Genomic DNA, 18,257 nt, shown 5'->3' on the forward strand with positions numbered 1-18,257 from the left:
AGGTGAGCTAGATGCTAGAAAACCCGATGTCCATGCACAATGGCTATGGTAAAGCTGATCCACAGGAGCAAGAAGGTATCATGACAACGTCTATCGATGCCGAAAAGTTACAAGATGCCATAAGTCGATTCCAAGCGTACGGGATTTAAAGGTACAACGCAGAAATGCAATCCTGCAGCATCCTGAATACCCGTGGATGCTTGCAAATGTAGACCGATTGATTGTCGGTGAAAAGATTAGCCTTGAATGCGAAAAATCGCCGGAATATTTCGGGAAAGAGTGAGGGTCAAAAGAAGGAAGGTGAACAAAAACGCTATTTGAATAAAAGCTAGTGGACTAGTTTTTAACACTCACTGAAATTAAGAATCATAACATACTTTGTAATAACTTATATGGAAGTGAGTTGAATAATAATGTTTTATTCATATTTTGATACCCGAGATAGAATGCGTCCGTATGGTACGGCGGGTATTACGTATAGCGGAGCACAAACTACAATTCAAGCTGTTCAACAAGCGTTACAAGCACAGCAGCAAATGCAACAAATACAGCAAGGCATACAACCGTACTATCCATCTATGGAGTATTATTACCCAATGCATCATATTACACCATACGGAATTTCTGTTTCAACAATTCCATATGGAACTGTATACAATTTATAAAAATATGCGGGGGAATAAATTTAAGTATTTATATAAGAGCGCAAGTACAGAGCGCCCTTATAAGAAATGATTCGTATCTAGGGAACAATTATAAAATTTTAGATATTGGAATGAGAATGTTACAACCTCATGAGTTATATACAACGCAAGGATTCTTAAGTGGGGGATATTATTTTTCCAAAATGAAAGGTGACGATAAGAATGATGAGAGAGGAATTTGGCAAAAATTATTGCCAACCGTCTATAAATTTTGGGTGTTTTACTATAAAAAAATATGAAAAAAGGCCCTGTTGTCTCCAACAGGGCCTTTCCTAAAATGGCAAAGAGTAACTCTTACCTTACTCCTTGTCCATAGAATACACAAAAATTATACGTTTGTACAGGTCAATAATTTACAATAATAATATTTGAATATAATGCTTATAGGTAATTCTGAAGGATGAAAAAGTATTTGCTATAGAGTAAGTGTTGATTTTAAAGTGTTTTTAAGAGAATGTTTACAACTCAACGATAATAAAGGAATATTGAAATAATAAAATATGAAATATTGCATATCTCACTTAACAATATAATCTATTCAATAATAATAAAATCGTACAGAGGAGTTTTTTCTGAAAATCCGAGTTGATGAAACTAGATAATTTGTATTACTGATTTAACCAGAATATTACATGAGTGCTTTGTTTTTAAAAGTTATACTTTCTCTTCGCTCTGCCTTATGGTGGAGCATTTTTATTTTTGTAATCGCAATAACCTGTCCAAACTTTCCAAGTCTAGCATACATATTATGCAGTAGTAGATTAGAAAGGAGCACTATATATGTCTTGTTATTACTACTGTAAGAATTGTGAGAGTTACCAAAAGAAAAATCATGATTGCTGTAAAAAAAGAAGTGATTATTATAATAAGTGCGGTAAAAGATGTGATGACTGTTCTTGCGATCATAAGGAGAATAACCTTGTAAGAGCATCTGCTTTTAGAGCTGTAAATACAGTTAATCAAAACCTTCCAGCTAATACTTTTGTTAAAGTATTATTTCAAAATGAACAATTTGATTTAGCGAACGAATATAACCCAGCAACATCAGATTTTACTCCGAAGACTAGAGGAGTTTATTCCGTAATTGGGACGATTGGTTTCTTTCCGAACGATACAAATTTAAATTATAGAGCGCGTGTAGAAGTTCGAGTGAATGGAAATGCGGCAATTGCTATAGATAACGACTTTTTTGGTCCAATAAATTTCGGTAATGTCGTAAGTGTTTCAACAATACTTCAATTACATGCAGGTGATATTGTCGAGATTTTTGCACAAAGTAGTATAGATGGGGTTATTAGTAGTACAGAAGACGGTTCTCATTTTGAGGCTGCAAGATTCCCATCTCCAATAAAATAAAAGACATGTTTGTGATTTATGGACTATTTTTTTGAAAAAGGCTCTACCTTATGGTAGGGCCTTTTAGTTAAAGGTGTTAAATTGGTAATATATTAAAATAAGTTCATAAACACTTGATAAGCAACACCTAGAGTTAATACGATAGCTAACAGTTTTGCTACCCATCTCGGTGCATTTAAATTTAGTAAAAGGGAATGACATATACTAAATGTAATGCCGAGTGTTAAAAGAATTGCGATAAGATATAAAATTAATAGGAATAAAGGTTGCTCTATGGAGCCGAAGTCAATTTTGGATGGATTCATGTAATATGTACCTCGTTTTTTATTAATATATTAATGAAATAATGAAGAATACAAGGAATTGGAAGAGTAATGTAATAAATACTATAAAAGTAAATTTGAAGTTATGGATGGAGTAGATAAAATAATCTTTGAACGAATATTCAAAGCCAACATTTGTTTAAGTTTAATATACAAGAACGAATGTTCTTGGTATACTGGAAAATAAAAAAGGTGCGTTTACATGACAAATTTTAGTAATATAATTGAAAAACTAGATGAAATGATTTACAAACCTAATAATCTATTAATTACTAAACGAAAAGAAGAAAAGCAAAATTCAGAATATGCAGGAGGGGTATTCCAGCTAAATAATAGAAGCATCCGATTTAGGGTATCAAAAATTACGCCTAATAAGATTGGACAATTTGTTTCTTTTTGGGAGAAGAATGCCTCTATGAGCAATCAGGCATTTTCTTATGATTCAGCTCCTAACCTTTTAGTTATCACTTGTATAGCGGATAATAAACTAGGACAATTTATTTTTCCAAAAGAGATTCTTCTAAAAGAAAAAATATTAAAAACTCAAAATCAAAAAGGGAAAATGGCTATGAGGGTTTACCCTATTTGGGATAAACCTATTAGTAATCAAGCTAAGAAGAGTCAATTGTGGCAACTTCATTATTTTGTCGATTTAAGTGATACTGAAAATGTAGCTACAGATAAATTATTAAACTTATATTCATAGCACATAATAAGAAAGAATTGAAATATTCAATGTTCGTTCAGATGATATTTGGAAATATTAACAGGGTAAGCCGTTAAGTAAAGAATAAAAAAGGAGCATACAAATAAAGTATGCTCAAAAAAAGATAGGTTTTATGAGTGGAGAATCTCCATACGATAATATATGCGCATTTCATTAATATGTGTAAAATATCAATAAAATATCAACAGAATATCAATTAATGAGTTATTTTAGTTTTTTAATGAAGTCATGTTTTGTGAAATGAAAAAGAGCCGTTTCTTTTGAAAGATGCGGCTCTTTTTATTATTTTGTTATCGTACTGTTCGAAATGATAAATCATAAAATTATACGATTAACAATTTGATAATGATCGGACTTCAGTTATATATTTCTTGAAGTCTGGATATTGAGATACAGTTTGGCAGGTAGGGGTGAGTAGTTGATTAATTAAAGATACATTTGTAATTACTTCGTTACAAGGACCATAGAATGTAACTTTTAGCTTTGAATTCGGGGGAACTTTGAATACGATAGGGATTTTTTTCATTAAATAAACTCCTTACATAACAGAGGTTATATGTTTATTTCCTTTTAATTAGGAAGACATATTAATATAATATGTAATTTTTATTGTAGTTGATTATTACATATACTGTATGAGTTGATGTAATTTCTATTACGTATCAAAATAGTGTTGTGAAAAAATATATATCATGTTTATAAAAAGCTTAAAAACAGACTAATATGAGGGAATAAGCGTTAATTAACTTGTCTCTATATAATAAATTGTAAAAAGGCAGCTTTTTTTAGCTGCCTTTTTACAGGGAGATTGAAAAATCTTGGAGGTCATTCATGAGTATAAGCAAAAATTGCTTATATGTAGTATGTACATTATTTATAGTTTTATCTCAATATTTAGTATGAAATAAACGCAAGTTTATCGTTTACAAATGAAAAAAAGAAGGACTTATTTATTATGGATAAAAAGAAATTATTTAGTTTTAAAAAATGATGAAAATATATTTATTTGTCTTATAGAAGCTTGCTATTAGGCGTATGGGTCTAGCAATAAAACAAGCTTTGAATAAGATAATAAAAAGGAGTTGATTAGTAATGGGTTATATTGTAGATATTTCGAAATGGAATGGAAATATTAATTGGGATATTGCAGCGTCTCAGCTAGATTTAGTTATTGCTAGAGTTCAAGATGGTTCGAATACGGTCGATTTTATGTATCAAGGTTATGTGAAAGAAATGAAGAAACGTAGTATCCCATTTGGGAATTATGCATTTTGCCGTTTTATATCTATTTCAGATGCAAAAAAAGAAGCGCAAGATTTTTGGAATCGTGGCGATAAAAACGCTAAATTTTGGGTGGCAGATGTAGAAGTTCAAACAATGGTAGATATGCAAGGCGGGACTCAAGCATTTATTGATGAATTACGCCGATTAGGTGCAAAAAAAATTGGTTTATATGTAGGACATCACACGTATGTATCATTTGGAGCTCGCAATATTGATGCTGATTTTATTTGGATTCCTCGTTATGGAGGGAATAAACCAGCATATCCTTGTGATATTTGGCAATATACTGATTCAGGAAATGTTCCTGGTATTGGAAAATGTGATTTGAATCAATTAATTGGGAATAAAAATCTTTCTTGGTTTATAGGTTCAAATCAAACAAATCAATCTAGTATTGGAGACAGTAAGCAACCAAATGGAATTGGTATTGCAGTTTCAAAATATGATGATGGATACGGAATTAATTTATATGAAAATCCTGCGAATCCGCAATTTATAGGAAGACTTACGAAAAAAATCCCATATTTAATCTATAAAGGTTATTGGGGAGGTGGCGAAAAAGATATGATTTGTTTAGGTGGTGAACAACAGTGGGCTAAGTTAGAACATTTTAATGTACAATGGTTTTATGCATATTCAAAGTACACACCTGGATATGAAATTAGAACGTACGATGGGCCAAACGGGAATGATACAGGTGCGGTCGATGGGAAGGTCCCTTATCGTATTTGGAATCGTCAAGATGGATATATAGATATAGGTGGGAACAAATGGATCAAAGAAGAACATGTGCAGATTAAATAAAAAAGTTGGCTTTATGCCGGCTTTTTTATTTAATAAAGCTTGTCTCTGGCATGAAGAGAAATACTTGCAGAAAACACATTGATTTCACAATAGCGCTGTATAGTTCCTAATATACATTTATCAAAGTGAGGTATTTGAATTGAAAAAGAAAAAGCTATTTATGGGAACTATTATTGCATGTGTGGCGCTAACATTGTCTGCGTGTGGTTCCTCAGAAAATGTTGCAACATCAAAAGTAGGAAACGTGACAGAGAAAGAGTTAAGTAAAGAATTAAGGCAAACATATGGAAAAAGTACTTTATCTCAAATGATGTTAAATAAGGCATTGCTAGATAAATATAAAGTTTCAGATGAAGAAGCTAAAAAACAAGTAGAAGCAGCGAAGGAACAAATGGGTGACAAGTTTAAAGTTGCTTTAGAGCAAGTAGGATTAAAGAATGAAGATGAATTAAAAGAGAGAATGAAGCCAGAAATTGCACTTGAGAAAGCGATTAGAGCGACTGTCACAGATAAAGATGTGAAAGATAACCATAAACCTGAAATGAAGGTAAGTCACATTTTAGTGAAAGATGAAAAAACTGCGAAAGAAGTAAAAGAGAAAATAAATAATGGTGAAGATTTTACTGCTTTAGCGAAACAGTATTCGGAAGATACTGGTTCAAAGGAACAGGGCGGAGAAATAGCTGGTTTTGCTCCTGGTCAAACTGTGAAAGAGTTTGAGGAAGCTGCGTATAAATTAGATGCAGGACAAGTAAGTGAGCCAATAAAAACATCTTATGGTTATCATATAATAAAAGTGACGGATAAAAAAGAATTGAAACCATTTGATGAAGTAAAAGATACGATTCGAAAAGATTTAGAACAACAAAGACTGCAAGATGCGACAGGTAAATGGAAACAACAAGTAATCAATGATCTATTGAAAGAAGCAGATATTAAAGTAACAGATAAAGAATTTAAAGATACATTTAAATTCTTAGATGAGAAATAAGGTTTAGAAGAAAAACAGAGATTTAGCATAATGCTATATTTCTGTTTTTTTGTTTTCAATAGAAAAGGGAACTCATATAGAGTTCCCTTTTCGCGTTAGTGTGTGAGTTATAAATAGATAGTAAGACAATACAATATTACATTTAAATATTAAGAATTACAATAGGAAAATTTGGATGTAGATAAAAGGAATAAGCAATTAAATTCGTAAAATATTGAAATGATAATGTTTTAGTTAATTAATTTTGTTAAATATAAACTAAATATATTTTCGTGGAGAGTGAATTGAGGACATAATTTAAAGAATGGTACATATCATATTTATTGGAGTATAAATTAACTTTATAGGAAGTGACATGTTGAACATTTAGTACAAAAGGATGTTCTTAATGATGATAAGAATTATTTATCCCGCTATTTGTGGGAGTCTTACTGCTCGTAAAAGCCCGATTGGTGAAGGCTAATAATCAGTGGGTGATGGACAAAACCCCCACTGATTATTAGCCTTCACTTTATTAAAATAGGATGAATATTTTTATATTTACTAGATTATTAAATTAATTTGGGGGAGAATATATGAAAGTTATTTTTAAGAGAGAAGGCGGAGGGAAAATTTTTGAATCATCTAATGAAAATATAAGCGTTCTATTAGCTGTATTAAAAGAAACAAAAGGGATAAAGATTGGGATGGTTGAGTATGAAGTATTAGAATATAAACTGGAATATTATCGGAATCCGAAAAAAACAGAAACAGAAAGAGAATTACATATTATAATGCAACCCAAGCATATTCAATAAAGAAAGTGAAAAATTGATGAGTGTGAATCTTACTGCCTACAAATAGCAGGATAAATGGTAGTAATTGTCGATATGTATGAAACTTATGAGGAATGAATTGTTTTACATCATAAGTTTCTAAAGCTTTGTGAGTTCGTTCATAATAAAAGTGTATGCTTTTGTTGAAGGATGGTTAATGAGATATAGCTGAAATTTGTATTCCAGAAAGAACGTTAGTTAGGATAGAAAAGTAAAATTAGAAATATAATTAGTTCAATAAAAGCGACTTCACATTAGGTGGAGTCGCTTTTATTGTTGCTACACGTATTCTATGATGCGATAGGAAGTGCAAAGAAATTTGATTAATAAAAGGGAGTAATAAATGAGTATGAATAAACTTCATATATTAAAGTTGCATTTTGTTTGAAAAATTTACATGTTGCACTTCCGTAAGAACGTTCGTTCGTGTATAATTAGAACGAATGTTCTTTCGAAGTGGAGATTTCTACAAATTCATAAATAGTTTTGAATTGGAAAGCTACGCTACATATAAATAAGAGATGGATAAAGAATGAAGCGATAAGGCTTCTAACCGCAAGGACTGCGGAGATAGCCTAATAAAGTAGAGTTCGATAGAACTCTTTATTTAGGAATCCCCCACTTCTAAACGAAGTGAAAGTGGGGTAGTTCAAGAATGGATAGATATAGAAAATTGAGGAGTAAAGAAAATGAATTATGTAAAGATACAGGAAAAAGGAAGAGAGTGGGTTCCGTTTACAGTAATGTCGGAACAATTATTAAGTATGAAAAAAATTATTGGAGAGAAATTAAAAGTCCAAAGACCGCTAATAACAAATGAAGCGAAAGACAGCATTTCAGACAAATTATTAACTTCATTATTGTCTGAAGAAGAGATGTTAGTGACATATTTTGAAGAAGGATACATACTTACGAGTTATATGACAGTGGTTCATATAAATCCAATTCAACAAATTGTAAAATGTACAGATGCATTTTATAAAACATATATATTTTCTGCAATGGACATAATTGATGTAACCTAAAAGAAGCTGAATTTTGAAGTTTAGCTTCTTTAATTTATCTAGCTATTTACGGACAGGCAGATTCACACCTCAAAATTCGGCTGTGAGTCAGGCTACCTGTTAAAACCTAATTTTTTGAAGAGGTGAAGAACTAAATGAAAAAGCAGCTAGCTGCAAGCTAGCTGCTTAGCCCCAGGGAAAGGGAGAAAAAGATTGGCACTCAAAAAATCAATGATAGCTGTGTATCAGCCTGAGTATAGTATAGACAAATTTTAAAATGTTATACAAAAATGATTACAGATCTGGTTAGGCCGTACCAACTTGGTTTTGATCTGCTAGATCAGAATCAAATGTATTAGTCGCGCTAACCCCACTAAAAGTGTTCACTACGAAACCAACGTTAGATGCGCCAGAGCCGTTATAAGCTTTCGTATTCTCTTTTGGAGAAACATTGTAGAAATCACCTAAGTTGAAAGATCCGTTACTATTTTGTACAACTAAATTCCCAACAACTGAGGGCATAATTTTCACCTACTTTATAAGTAATTGTTTGCATTACTATATGAAGGTATAGTCTAATTGGTTCATTTGACAAATATTCCGGAATAGAAAAATGTTTGAAGCTTTGTTTAATCAATCGAGCAAAAAGTATGTTAAAATTAATGAAGAGCTGAATTTTAAAAAGAATAAATTTGAATAATTAATATATATGGAATTAAAGGAGGCAAAATGTAATGGATAATGTTATAAAAACAGTGGATTTAACAGATGCAGAATCAAGTAAACTTGTTGCTTATATTTATAGTAATGATGTCACATTGATCGAAAAAGCATTTTGTCCTAATGAAATAAAATTAAAGTTTAATGAAATAGCAATTTTATCGGCAATTAAAACCGCATATATTACGAAAGTATCTATAAGGAAAGAACTTGAAGCAATTTTTCACGATACAGGCGTTTTATTAGTAAAGCAAAATGTTGAAAGGAATAGTATTCAATCTATAACAATGCATTTTGAGCAATTTAAAAAGTTGCAAAATGAGATTGAGAATTTAAATAAAAGTATGTTATAAGACTAGGTGGAAATTTATTGATAGAGGTGGGCTCTGTTAAGTTGAAAAAGTGGATTGAAAAGTATTTGGATAAATCGAACCGTAAACATAAATATACTTTCATTAAGGTGTAACCTATATTTATCGATGTGAGAAATGTAGGGAATAGAAGATACAATTTAAAAATAATAACGATACAAACAAAAAGAGTAACTATGATGGTTACTCTTTTTGTTTGTAATATGTAATATCAAAAATACTTCTAAAGTATGAAATGAATTGATACTTAAGTGAGAAGTTGAATAAGAATAAAAAGAGTAATATTAATGGAAAGGAGGAGATGAAGTTGGAGCGAAACGACATTGGGAAACTTGTAATTATTACTGGAGTAACGCAAGGGTTAGGACGTGCAATGGTTGATAGGTTTCATGAATTGGGGTGGAACATAGCAGGGTGTGGACGCTCAAAAAATAAAATTGAAGAGCTTAATAAATATTACGGTGCTTCACATGATTTTCAAATAATTGATGTTTCAAATCATCACCAAGTTAGTAAATGGGCAAGTCGTATTCTTAATAAGTATAGGGCTCCCGATATGTTAATAAATAATGCATCGATTGTTAATCAAAATGCACCTCTATGGAAAGTTACCGCACAAGAATTTGAAAGTGTAATGAGTGTAAATGTGAACGGGGTAGTAAATGTCATTAGGGCGTTCGTCCCGGCGATGATAGCTAGGAAAGAAGGAATTATTATTAACATGAGCTCTAGTTGGGGAAGAGAAGGCGAGGCTGAACTTGCGCCATATTGTGCCTCGAAGTTTGCTGTTGAAGGTATCACGCAGTCAATGGCAATGGAACTACCAAATGGTATGGCAGTAGTTGCTTTAGATCCAGGTGGCAGTATTAGCACTCCAATGCTTCACTTATGTGCACCTCAATATGTAAAAGAATCTCCTACACCTGAAATGTGGTCACATAAAGCAATTCATTATATATTAAATATATCAATAGATAAAAACGGTGAGTCATTGACATGTCCGGCATACATTCATTGAGAAACTCCTTGTCAAAAAGAGCGCCAGAAAGGTGCTCTTTTGTATTATTAGTACATTATGTGATGCACAAAATTACATATGAAAAATAGAATAATGAATTAAAGGTGATATTTGTTTATTTCGAATGTACTAGAAAATTTTAATATAGGTGATGGAAAATGAACCTACGCGATTTAGAATTGACAGGGGCATGGTTTCAAGTTGGAGGAAATCTTATAGTAGCAATTGGAACAACTAGAGGGTTTGCAGGAGAAGAAAAGATTGAGTCGGATCTCGTTATTGTAGGGAGTTCATTACAAGCTCTCGGATATATATTACAAATTATAGCAACTAATGATGCGAAAGATGAAGATAAATGTGAGAAGCAAGAGGTAACTATAGATAATAAAAATAAAGCGCTAGCGAAAACGGGGATTGAGTTATTAGCTTTAGGTAATATTTCAAATGTAATAGGAACGTATTTTAATCTCAATGAACAAATGAAAGAAAATGATTTCCTTATAATTACTGGAAATAGTTTGCAATCAATTGGCGCTTTTTTAGGAGTAGAAGTAGCATTGAATGAGATAAATGGAATACAGTGGATTATCGTATTAGGGAATTCAATGCAAAGTTTAGGTGCGGGATTACAAGCATATGAAGGTATTAAAAATATACCAAAAGAAGAAAAGGGAAAAGAAGACAGTAATATAGATAAAGAAGATCAACGTATAATAGGGCTAATAGGTATTTGGATACAGGCAATAGGTACTGTAATTTCAGCAATTGGATTAACCGAAATAGTAGAGGAACAACGATTGGAATCTAAGAAAAGGTGATGAAATACTCATTTCAATGAAGTTTGGAGTATTTCAATTTTAGAAGTAGGACAAGATGGATGTGTTAATTGTTTTTGTAGGCTTTTTCATATAGGCGTAGAATATACATATAAATGAACAGGTGAAAATAACTTGTTAACGTTAGTGAGAGGCTTCTCATTTAGTTATACTATTATATGTGATTTTTGTAATGATGAGTTCTTATATACGCTTTTAGAAATAACATGATTTCATAGGTTTGATAGTGTAGGAGATGGATGGGGAAGAATCGAAAAATAAACATTAAGGAGTTTTTCAGACATGATGTACTTATTAGCAATTTTACTTCCGCCGGTAGCTGTTTTATTTTGCGGAAAGCCGTTTCAAGCGATTATTAATTTCATTTTAACCTTAATTTTTTGGGTTCCAGGCGCGATACACGCAGTTCTTGTCGTACATGATAAAAAAGCCGACAGGCGACTTAAAAAACAAGTTCAAGCGTATGATGAAATTAATAAAAGAAATAGAAGGTAAATTGCGATTGACATACAAAAAAGAAAGGGGATTTGATTCGCCTTTCTTTTTTGTATGCCAATCAAGTTTAAATTTTAGTATAGCGGTAAGAATTTTTAATATAAGTATTATGATAATAACTTTTAGAGTGTGCGTTTAATAAACCGGTGTAAATGCTTTCTGGCACATTAAAGAAATCATACATACCATTCTTTAGTTGAATACGTAAAATCATAGAAAAAGGATTATAGCCAACAGCAACTAATTTTTTTGAAATAACGGGAGATAGCTTCATCATTACGCAACTCCTTATTTTTCATTTTAGATGGTTTCTTGTAGAGAAGGGGATTGTCGTGTTGAAATCCTAATAATTAAAGGAGTATTATACTTATATGCAATATATTAAATGTTTGTTATACGTAATTATAAGGAAGTTCACACGAAGTACATATCGTTGTGCTATTTTTATTTCACCTTTGATTTATAAATAAGAAAATATTGACCATTTGAAAAAAAGGTATATTATTTATACGAGGTATTAAAAATTCACTTCTTACATTCTATGCTTTAAGGGGCAGTATTATTAGAAAAAATAGAAGTGAAAATAGTTTGTATAAGAAGTATTCTAAAATGTATAATCTGTGAATTGGGAAAATATTGAATGATCCAGGTCAATATACTTTCTTGATTAAATGTATTTGGGAAAGTGACCTCAATATTTTCAAGTAAATCAACGGGAGAATTGAAAGGCAGGAGAAAGTAACATGTCAGAAAATTATCGTTCTCGAGAGGAGCGACGACAAGTTCAAAAGAAAAAACAGCCAGCTTCTAAAAAAACAAAACCAAAAGGTAAAACATCGTTTTTTCGTAAATTTTTAATCAGTTGTTTACTACTTGGTATTGTAGGATTAGTGGCAGGGGTTGCTACCTTTTTCGTAATGATTAAGGATGCACCAAAACTTGAGAAAGCAAAACTTGTTAATCCGTTATCCTCAAAAATTTATGATAAAGACGGGAATTTGGTATATGAATATGGGAAAGAAAAGCGGACGAATGTTACGTATGATCAAATCCCTAAATTGGTAGAAAATGCATTTTTAGCAACAGAAGATTCGCGTTTTTATGAGCATAGCGGAGTAGATTTTAAAGGTACTGCTCGTGCAGTTTTAGTTAGTCTTAAGGGAGATTATGGCTCTCAAGGTGGTAGTACGATAACGCAGCAAGTTATTAAAAACTACTTCTTATCGATGGAAAAAACGTCAAAACGTAAAGTTCAGGAAATATATTTAGCCTATAAGCTAGAACAACAGTATTCAAAACATGAAATTTTAGAGATGTATTTAAATAAAATTAATTTAGGTAATCGTTCATATGGAATCGCAACAGCAGCACAAAACTACTACGGTAAAGAATTGAAAGATTTAACATTACCAGAAGTTGCGATGCTTGCCGGTTTACCAAAAGCACCGAATAACTATGACCCAACGAAAAAAGAAAATGTTCAAAGGGCAACAGAAAGAAGAAATACTGTACTAGGGTTAATGAATCGACATGGTTATATTACAAAGGCAGAAATGGAAGAAGCATCGAAAGTACCAGTGGATAAAAATATTAAGAGTGCAGCTGAACTACAAGCGATGCCACATACTGCATTTATGGATGCAGTTGTGAAAGAAGTAGAAAAAGAAATACCAGATGTTAATATTGGATCTGACGGTTTAGAAATTTATACAACTTTGGATCCAAAAGCGCAAGATTTTGCTGATCAGCTTTTAAATGCAAATATTATTAATTATCCAAACGATAAGTTCCAAGGGGCTTTCACATTTATGGATACAAAAACTGGTGAAGTTCGTGCTATAGGTAGTGGTCGTGGTGAAAATAAAGCAGTATTTAAAGGGCATAATATGGCGATTGAATTAGATCGTGCAGCTGGTTCAACTATGAAGCCAATCTTTGATTATGCACCGGCTATTGAATATTTAAAATGGGCTACGTATCATCAAATCGATGACTCTCCATTTAAGTATTCAACTGGCCAAGAAGTGAGAAATGCAGATAGAAGTCATTTAGGGCCAATCTCAATGCGTGAAGCACTAACAAAATCACGTAATATCCCAGCTATTAAAACAGCTAAAGAGGTAGGTATTAGTAAATCGAAAGAGTTCTCTGAGAAATTAGGTATTACATTTAATGTAGCACCGACAGAATCAACAGCGATCGGTACAAATGAAGCGTCACCAACTGAAATTGCAGGTGCTTATGCGGCATTTGGGAATGACGGTAAGTATACGAAGCCGCATTTTGTTAAGAAAGTAGTTTATCCAGACGGCAAGTCACAAAGTTTTGGACAAAAACCAAAACCAGTTATGGCGGATTCTACAGCATATATGATTACTGATATGCTTCGTTCTGTAGTTACATCAGGTACTGGTACATCGGCAAATGTGGCCTCTTTAGATGTAGCTGGTAAAACAGGTACAACTAACTATTCTTCAAAACAACTAGCACAATATGGAATTCCAGAAAGTGCAACTCGTGATAGTTGGTTTGCAGGATATACACCGCAATATACGATGGCAGTATGGACTGGATATACGAAAGATGGTAAAGACGAGTATATTAGTAGTAAAAATACGAAAATTGCACAGTTGATCTTTAAAGAAATGATGAGCAAGATGGCTACAGATAAATCACGCTTTAAAATGCCAAGTAGTGTTATTCAAGAAGGTAGTGAGTTACGTATAAAAGGTGAAAAACGTGATTCATCTCCAAATACGAGCGTACCGGATACAACGGAACAACCAAAACAAGACCAACAGCAAAAAACTGAAGAAGAGAAAAAGCAAGAAGAATTAAAGAAACAGGAAGAACTTAAGAAACAAGAAGAGCAAAAGAAACAAGATGAACTTAAGAAACAAGAAGAGCTAAAGAAGCAAGAAGAGCAAAAGAAACAGGATGAATTAAATAAGAAAAATGAACAAAATAATGGAAATGGCCAAGGAAATACAACACCACCGAACAATGGTGGAGGCCAAGGAAATACAACACCACCGAACGATGGTGGAGGCCAAGGAAATACAACACCACCGAACAATGGTGGAGGCCAAGGGAATACAACGCCACCGAACAACGGTGGGGATCAAGGAAATACTACCCCACCGACTAACGGCGGAGGAGGCCAAGGGAATACAACTCCAACGCCACCAGCAACAACGCCACCAACTACTGGCGGGAACACAGGAGAAGTCCCTGCCAATAATGGACAATAAGTAATGTATATAAAAGCACCATAGAAATTTTGAAAGTAAATTGATGGGAAATGATAAAAAATTTGAGTTGGTGGTATTGGATAACTAGGGCTATAAAAAGTAGTACTACTACTAGGGTGTGTACCATGATGCCAAAATGAAGGGGTGACTTGGTCAGGCGATTGATAATGTTGCCAAGCGGCAGGAAGTTCGATACCAACATCAGAACTAGCTGTATGAACGGCAGGAACATGTATTGAGGGAGCTGATGGGACAACGGCGGTTATTCTTGGTGATACCCACATGAAACGATCACTCCTAAGTTTAATAATAAAATAGTATATTCTTTTAGAACATATAAAGGTACATATATAGGGTTTTTGCTTAAAACATAGGTATAAAGTCGTAAGACCAACTTAAATTGAGGATAGACCATTTATTATGAAAAGATACGTCTATTAGCGGAGGGCAAGGGAACATGAAAAATATACAATTGATATGTTGATTGCAATATTTTACGTGTTTATGGAGGAATTTTAATGGAACGATTATGGACGAAATCATTTATTCAAATGACTATCGCGATGTTATTTTTATTTACAGGGTTTTATTTACTTGTTCCAACGCTCCCGCTCTTTATTAAAGAGATTGGTGGAAATGAATCACAAGTTGGACTGATGATGGGAATGTTTACAATAGCTGCGGTTGTAATACGACCGATTATTGGAGGAATGTTAGATCAATATGGTAGAAGATCTTTTATTATTTTCGGACTCATCTTTTTTGGGATAACGATGTATTCGTATAATTTAGCATCGACTATTGCCCTTTTAGCTGTTTTACGCGTTATTCACGGAGTGACGTGGGCTGTTTCTACAACAGCAGTTGGAACAGCGATAACTGATATTATTCCAGATTCACGTCGTGGTGAAGGGATGGGCTGGTATGGCATGGCGATGACAATCGCGATGGCAATTGGCCCGATGATTGGATTATGGGTTGTACAAAATTATTCATTTCATGGTCTATTCTTGTTAGCAACTCTTTTATCCTTTATGGCAGTCGTATTATCGTTAATAACGAAAATGCCATTCACGCCACAAAAAGAAAAAGGGAAAATTCAGCTGTTTGAAAAATCCGTTTTATCAATAACGGTTGTTGTTTTCTTTTTATCATTTGCATATGGAGGAATAACAACATTTTTACCGTTATTCGCGTCATCAATTGATGTGAATCCTGGGACATTCTTTCTTGTATATGCAATTGCTTTAACAATTGTACGACCTATTTCAGGAAAACTATTAGATAAGTATGGAGAAGTTTTTATCATACTTCCGGCACTATGTATTACTATTTTAGCGATAGTTGTACTAACGATTTCAAATGGTTTGATAGGTGTAATGATTGCAGCGGCATTATATGGTGTTGGATTCGGTTCAGCACAGCCCGCTTTACAAGCAGCGATGCTGACAATTGTTGATCCTAGTAAAAGAGGAGTTGCTAACGCTTCATTCTTTACTGCATTTGATTTAGGTATTGGATTAGGTGCGATTTTACTTGGAGTTGTTTCACAAATGTTTGGTTACCGTATTTTATTCGCAGGTAGTGCAATTTCAGGATTAATAGCTTTAATTATATTTGTCATTTTTGTAAAACAAAGATTAGGCAAAAAGGATTTTGCGTAAACAGGAAGAGCGAAGATGAAAATTTCAATTGAACATGATGCTCGACGATGCTTTAAGGAAGAATTGCGTATAAAGCATGATGAATCTATTTGATGTATTGTAAGGTACGGAGGAAATAGCTCAATTCAGCCCGGATATTCTTTAGGGATTATTTCTGAAAAATCAGATGGGGAAATAGTGTCAGTTGAGAAAGACGGTAGTTTATTTTTATAGATTTTGATGATCTTTCGTACTTTCAAAACTATGAATTAGTTGTAAGCTATCGTAAAGAAACGGAAGAAATTTAATTTAATTATGTAAAATAATAATTGTATTAAAAATAAATAAATTTTATATAAGAATTATATTTATGGGCATATGAAATAAATATTATAAAAAACCGAGCTGTGCATGAGTGCAGCTCGGTTTTTTATGTTTGTTGAAGAAAAAGGGATTAAAGGTATATTTAGTGGGATTATATGGATAATTGTTATATTTCGTTTTAAAAAATTGTAAAAGGATGTCTGTCCTTTCTTTATAAAAGATGAAAGTTATTTTTGAAAAATTGTATTATTACATCGGTAAAAGTATAGGAAACTTATCATTATAAAATAAATTGAAATCTTCTAAAAACTCTGATACATTGAAATAGAAATGTAGTTTCATATTATTGTAAAGGCTTACAGTTATGTGCACGAAGATCTATTAGGATTGGAGGAAATAATGATGAAAGCTGAAGAAAAATTTTCCCCGGGATTAGATGGTGTAGTAGCAGCGGAAACGAAAATTTCGTTTCTTGACACAGTAAAAGGTGAAATTGTAATTCAAGGGTATGATTTAATCGAACTCTCAAAAACAAAAGAGTATTTAGACATTGTGCACCTTTTATTAGAAGAACGTTTACCGAATGAGGATGAGAAAGTAACAATTGAAAAGAAATTAAAAGAAGAATATACAGTGCCAGAAGGTGTATTCAATGTTCTAAAGGCATTGCCTAAGGAAACGCATCCTATGGATGGGCTACGTACAGGTGTGTCTGCATTAGCTGGTTACGATAGTGATATCGAAAACCGCTCGTTAGAAGTGAATAAAAGTCGAGGATACAAGCTTTTAAGTAAAGTGCCAAATATTGTAGCGAATAGCTACCATATTTTAAATAATGAGGAACCAATTGAGCCTCTTCAAGAATTGTCATATAGTGCGAATTTCTTCTATATGTTAACTGGAAAGAAACCAACTGAACTTGAAGAGAAAATCTTTGATCGTTCCCTTGTTTTATATAGTGAACATGAAATGCCAAACTCTACATTTACAGCACGCGTTATTGCATCAACGCAATCCGACTTATACGGTGCTTTAACAGGAGCAGTTGCATCCTTAAAAGGAAGTCTTCATGGCGGTGCGAATGAAGCGGTTATGTACATGCTTTTAGAAGCTGGTAATGTTGAGAAATTTGAAGAGTTATTACAGAAGAAACTATATAACAAAGAAAAAATTATGGGCTTTGGACACCGTGTTTATATGAAAAAGATGGATCCAAGAGCACTTATGATGAAGGAAGCATTAAAGCAGTTATGTGATGTGAAAGGCGATTATACACTATATGAAATGTGTGAAGCTGGAGAAAAAATTATGGAGAAGGAAAAAGGGATTTATCCGAATCTTGATTATTATGCTGCTCCAGTATATTGGATGCTTGGTATTCCAATTCAACTTTACACACCAATCTTCTTTAGTTCTAGAACAGTAGGGCTATGTGCACACGTAATTGAGCAACATGCGAACAATCGTTTGTTCCGTCCACGTGTAAATTATATTGGCGAGCGACATGCATTTAGTAAATAAAAACAACTGGGGAGTTGTTAGCGCCGCCCGCCAGATGGGTGTTTGACCGACACCCATCATTAATAATAAC

The 18,257-nt window shown here is 33.0% G+C and carries 19 protein-coding genes and 3 pseudogenes; 17 read left to right on the plus strand and 5 right to left on the minus strand.

Going from position 1 to position 18,257, the window contains the following annotated elements:
• Nucleotides 1-11 precede the first annotated feature (11 nt).
• The 4 genes and pseudogenes from LCF45_RS27145 (at nt 12) to LCF45_RS11235 (ending at nt 2,060) form a co-directional block, all read left to right on the plus strand.
• A complete protein-coding gene (locus tag LCF45_RS27145) occupies nt 12-149 on the plus strand; it encodes a hypothetical protein (RefSeq protein WP_002127259.1) in 138 nt (45 codons plus the stop codon).
• Nucleotides 146-280 (plus strand): annotated as a pseudogene (locus LCF45_RS27050) (YqaJ viral recombinase family protein); the annotation flags it as partial. The gene LCF45_RS27145 and the pseudogene LCF45_RS27050, both read left to right, overlap by 4 nt.
• Nucleotides 281-413: 133 nt before the next feature.
• Nucleotides 414-665: a DUF3947 family protein gene (locus tag LCF45_RS11230; RefSeq protein WP_002127261.1), complete on the plus strand. Its 252-nt coding sequence runs from the start codon at nt 414-416 to the stop codon at nt 663-665.
• Between the two features lie 819 nt (nt 666-1,484).
• Nucleotides 1,485-2,060 (plus strand): C1q-like domain-containing protein, encoded by a 576-nt coding sequence (locus LCF45_RS11235; RefSeq protein WP_002127263.1) that lies wholly within the window; start codon nt 1,485-1,487, stop codon nt 2,058-2,060.
• Between the two features lie 92 nt (nt 2,061-2,152).
• Here LCF45_RS11235 and LCF45_RS11240 read toward each other — a convergent pair whose 3' ends face one another.
• Nucleotides 2,153-2,365 carry a hypothetical protein gene (locus LCF45_RS11240; protein WP_002012629.1) on the minus strand — a complete coding sequence of 71 codons (213 nt, stop codon included), beginning with the start codon at nt 2,363-2,365 and terminating at the stop codon, nt 2,153-2,155.
• 220 nt (nt 2,366-2,585) lie between these two features.
• On the opposite strand from LCF45_RS11240, the gene LCF45_RS11245 reads away from it, so the two are divergent.
• Nucleotides 2,586-3,089 (plus strand): MepB family protein, encoded by a 504-nt coding sequence (locus LCF45_RS11245; protein WP_002012628.1) that lies wholly within the window; start codon nt 2,586-2,588, stop codon nt 3,087-3,089.
• Nucleotides 3,090-3,441: 352 nt separating this feature from the next.
• Here the strand turns inward: LCF45_RS11245 and LCF45_RS11250 are convergent, their stop codons facing one another.
• Nucleotides 3,442-3,636: a hypothetical protein gene (locus LCF45_RS11250; RefSeq protein ID WP_002085768.1), complete on the minus strand. Its 195-nt coding sequence runs from the start codon at nt 3,634-3,636 to the stop codon at nt 3,442-3,444.
• A 566-nt stretch (nt 3,637-4,202) separates the two neighbouring features.
• On the opposite strand from LCF45_RS11250, the gene LCF45_RS11255 reads away from it, so the two are divergent.
• The 4 genes from LCF45_RS11255 (at nt 4,203) to LCF45_RS11270 (ending at nt 8,029) form a co-directional block, all read left to right on the plus strand.
• On the plus strand, nt 4,203-5,198 hold the full coding sequence (locus LCF45_RS11255; protein WP_002136170.1) for a glycoside hydrolase family 25 protein: 996 nt from the start codon (nt 4,203-4,205) through the stop codon (nt 5,196-5,198).
• A gap of 139 nt (nt 5,199-5,337) precedes the next feature.
• Entirely contained in the window at nt 5,338-6,189 is an 852-nt protein-coding gene (locus tag LCF45_RS11260; protein WP_002031835.1) for a peptidylprolyl isomerase PrsA, read from the plus strand.
• A 575-nt stretch (nt 6,190-6,764) separates the two neighbouring features.
• The gene (locus LCF45_RS11265; RefSeq protein WP_002012623.1) at nt 6,765-6,986 is read left to right on the plus strand and encodes a hypothetical protein; all 222 of its coding nucleotides are present in this window, start codon (nt 6,765-6,767) and stop codon (nt 6,984-6,986) included.
• A 707-nt stretch (nt 6,987-7,693) separates the two neighbouring features.
• A complete protein-coding gene (locus tag LCF45_RS11270; RefSeq protein ID WP_002085766.1) occupies nt 7,694-8,029 on the plus strand; it encodes a YolD-like family protein in 336 nt (111 codons plus the stop codon).
• Nucleotides 8,030-8,314: 285 nt separating this feature from the next.
• On the opposite strand, the gene gerPF is transcribed toward LCF45_RS11270, so the two are convergent.
• Entirely contained in the window at nt 8,315-8,530 is a 216-nt protein-coding gene (gerPF, locus tag LCF45_RS11275) for a spore germination protein GerPF (RefSeq protein WP_001141569.1), read from the minus strand.
• A 212-nt stretch (nt 8,531-8,742) separates the two neighbouring features.
• Between gerPF and LCF45_RS11280 the strand changes: the two genes are divergently transcribed.
• The 4 genes from LCF45_RS11280 (at nt 8,743) to LCF45_RS11295 (ending at nt 11,448) form a co-directional block, all read left to right on the plus strand.
• Nucleotides 8,743-9,081 carry a hypothetical protein gene (locus LCF45_RS11280; protein ID WP_002127270.1) on the plus strand — a complete coding sequence of 113 codons (339 nt, stop codon included), beginning with the start codon at nt 8,743-8,745 and terminating at the stop codon, nt 9,079-9,081.
• Nucleotides 9,082-9,406: 325 nt separating this feature from the next.
• The gene (locus tag LCF45_RS11285) at nt 9,407-10,117 is read left to right on the plus strand and encodes an SDR family oxidoreductase (protein WP_002085764.1); all 711 of its coding nucleotides are present in this window, start codon (nt 9,407-9,409) and stop codon (nt 10,115-10,117) included.
• Nucleotides 10,118-10,275: 158 nt separating this feature from the next.
• Entirely contained in the window at nt 10,276-10,935 is a 660-nt protein-coding gene (locus LCF45_RS11290) for a DUF6944 family repetitive protein (protein WP_263894830.1), read from the plus strand.
• 300 nt (nt 10,936-11,235) lie between these two features.
• Complete coding sequence (locus tag LCF45_RS11295; protein WP_002085763.1) at nt 11,236-11,448, plus strand: YqaE/Pmp3 family membrane protein; 213 nt, start codon at nt 11,236-11,238, stop codon at nt 11,446-11,448.
• Between the two features lie 67 nt (nt 11,449-11,515).
• On the opposite strand, the gene LCF45_RS11300 is transcribed toward LCF45_RS11295, so the two are convergent.
• The gene (locus LCF45_RS11300; RefSeq protein WP_002085762.1) at nt 11,516-11,725 is read right to left on the minus strand and encodes a KTSC domain-containing protein; all 210 of its coding nucleotides are present in this window, start codon (nt 11,723-11,725) and stop codon (nt 11,516-11,518) included.
• Nucleotides 11,726-12,191: 466 nt separating this feature from the next.
• Between LCF45_RS11300 and LCF45_RS11305 the strand changes: the two genes are divergently transcribed.
• On the plus strand, nt 12,192-14,699 hold the full coding sequence (locus LCF45_RS11305; RefSeq protein WP_002185919.1) for a transglycosylase domain-containing protein: 2,508 nt from the start codon (nt 12,192-12,194) through the stop codon (nt 14,697-14,699).
• 11 nt (nt 14,700-14,710) lie between these two features.
• Here LCF45_RS11305 and LCF45_RS11310 read toward each other — a convergent pair.
• Nucleotides 14,711-14,983, minus strand: a pseudogene (locus tag LCF45_RS11310) (hypothetical protein); the annotation flags it as partial.
• Between the two features lie 234 nt (nt 14,984-15,217).
• Here LCF45_RS11310 and LCF45_RS11315 point away from each other — a divergent pair.
• The 3 genes and pseudogenes from LCF45_RS11315 to mmgD all read left to right on the plus strand — a co-directional run bounded on the left by LCF45_RS11315 (nt 15,218) and on the right by mmgD (nt 18,187).
• Entirely contained in the window at nt 15,218-16,363 is a 1,146-nt protein-coding gene (locus tag LCF45_RS11315; RefSeq protein WP_002168450.1) for an MFS transporter, read from the plus strand.
• A gap of 15 nt (nt 16,364-16,378) precedes the next feature.
• A pseudogene (locus LCF45_RS11320) lies at nt 16,379-16,650 on the plus strand (HesB/YadR/YfhF family protein).
• Nucleotides 16,651-17,065: 415 nt separating this feature from the next.
• Nucleotides 17,066-18,187, plus strand: a complete 1,122-nt coding sequence (mmgD, locus tag LCF45_RS11325) for a citrate synthase (RefSeq protein WP_002168449.1) — start codon at nt 17,066-17,068, stop codon at nt 18,185-18,187.
• The last annotated feature ends 70 nt before the right edge of the window (nt 18,188-18,257 follow it).

This window comes from Bacillus sp. 41-22 (assembly GCF_025809295.1).
GTDB classification, from domain to species: Bacteria; Bacillota; Bacilli; order Bacillales; family Bacillaceae_G; genus Bacillus_A; species Bacillus_A mycoides.

What these genes read in the sequence shown, in the direction of transcription:
- LCF45_RS27145 (WP_002127259.1), top strand. Translation starts at nt 12, where the DNA reads ATGCTAGAAAACCCGATGTCCATGCACAATGGCTATGGTAAAGCTGAT.
- LCF45_RS11230 (WP_002127261.1), top strand. Translation starts at nt 414, where the DNA reads ATGTTTTATTCATATTTTGATACCCGAGATAGAATGCGTCCGTATGGT.
- LCF45_RS11235 (WP_002127263.1), top strand. Translation starts at nt 1,485, where the DNA reads ATGTCTTGTTATTACTACTGTAAGAATTGTGAGAGTTACCAAAAGAAA.
- LCF45_RS11240 (WP_002012629.1), bottom strand. Translation starts at nt 2,365, where the DNA reads ATGAATCCATCCAAAATTGACTTCGGCTCCATAGAGCAACCTTTATTC.
- LCF45_RS11245 (WP_002012628.1), top strand. Translation starts at nt 2,586, where the DNA reads ATGACAAATTTTAGTAATATAATTGAAAAACTAGATGAAATGATTTAC.
- LCF45_RS11250 (WP_002085768.1), bottom strand. Translation starts at nt 3,636, where the DNA reads ATGAAAAAAATCCCTATCGTATTCAAAGTTCCCCCGAATTCAAAGCTA.
- LCF45_RS11255 (WP_002136170.1), top strand. Translation starts at nt 4,203, where the DNA reads ATGGGTTATATTGTAGATATTTCGAAATGGAATGGAAATATTAATTGG.
- LCF45_RS11265 (WP_002012623.1), top strand. Translation starts at nt 6,765, where the DNA reads ATGAAAGTTATTTTTAAGAGAGAAGGCGGAGGGAAAATTTTTGAATCA.
- LCF45_RS11270 (WP_002085766.1), top strand. Translation starts at nt 7,694, where the DNA reads ATGAATTATGTAAAGATACAGGAAAAAGGAAGAGAGTGGGTTCCGTTT.
- gerPF (WP_001141569.1), bottom strand. Translation starts at nt 8,530, where the DNA reads ATGCCCTCAGTTGTTGGGAATTTAGTTGTACAAAATAGTAACGGATCT.
- LCF45_RS11280 (WP_002127270.1), top strand. Translation starts at nt 8,743, where the DNA reads ATGGATAATGTTATAAAAACAGTGGATTTAACAGATGCAGAATCAAGT.
- LCF45_RS11290 (WP_263894830.1), top strand. Translation starts at nt 10,276, where the DNA reads ATGAACCTACGCGATTTAGAATTGACAGGGGCATGGTTTCAAGTTGGA.
- LCF45_RS11295 (WP_002085763.1), top strand. Translation starts at nt 11,236, where the DNA reads ATGATGTACTTATTAGCAATTTTACTTCCGCCGGTAGCTGTTTTATTT.
- LCF45_RS11300 (WP_002085762.1), bottom strand. Translation starts at nt 11,725, where the DNA reads ATGATGAAGCTATCTCCCGTTATTTCAAAAAAATTAGTTGCTGTTGGC.
- LCF45_RS11305 (WP_002185919.1), top strand. Translation starts at nt 12,192, where the DNA reads ATGTCAGAAAATTATCGTTCTCGAGAGGAGCGACGACAAGTTCAAAAG.
- LCF45_RS11315 (WP_002168450.1), top strand. Translation starts at nt 15,218, where the DNA reads ATGGAACGATTATGGACGAAATCATTTATTCAAATGACTATCGCGATG.
- mmgD (WP_002168449.1), top strand. Translation starts at nt 17,066, where the DNA reads ATGATGAAAGCTGAAGAAAAATTTTCCCCGGGATTAGATGGTGTAGTA.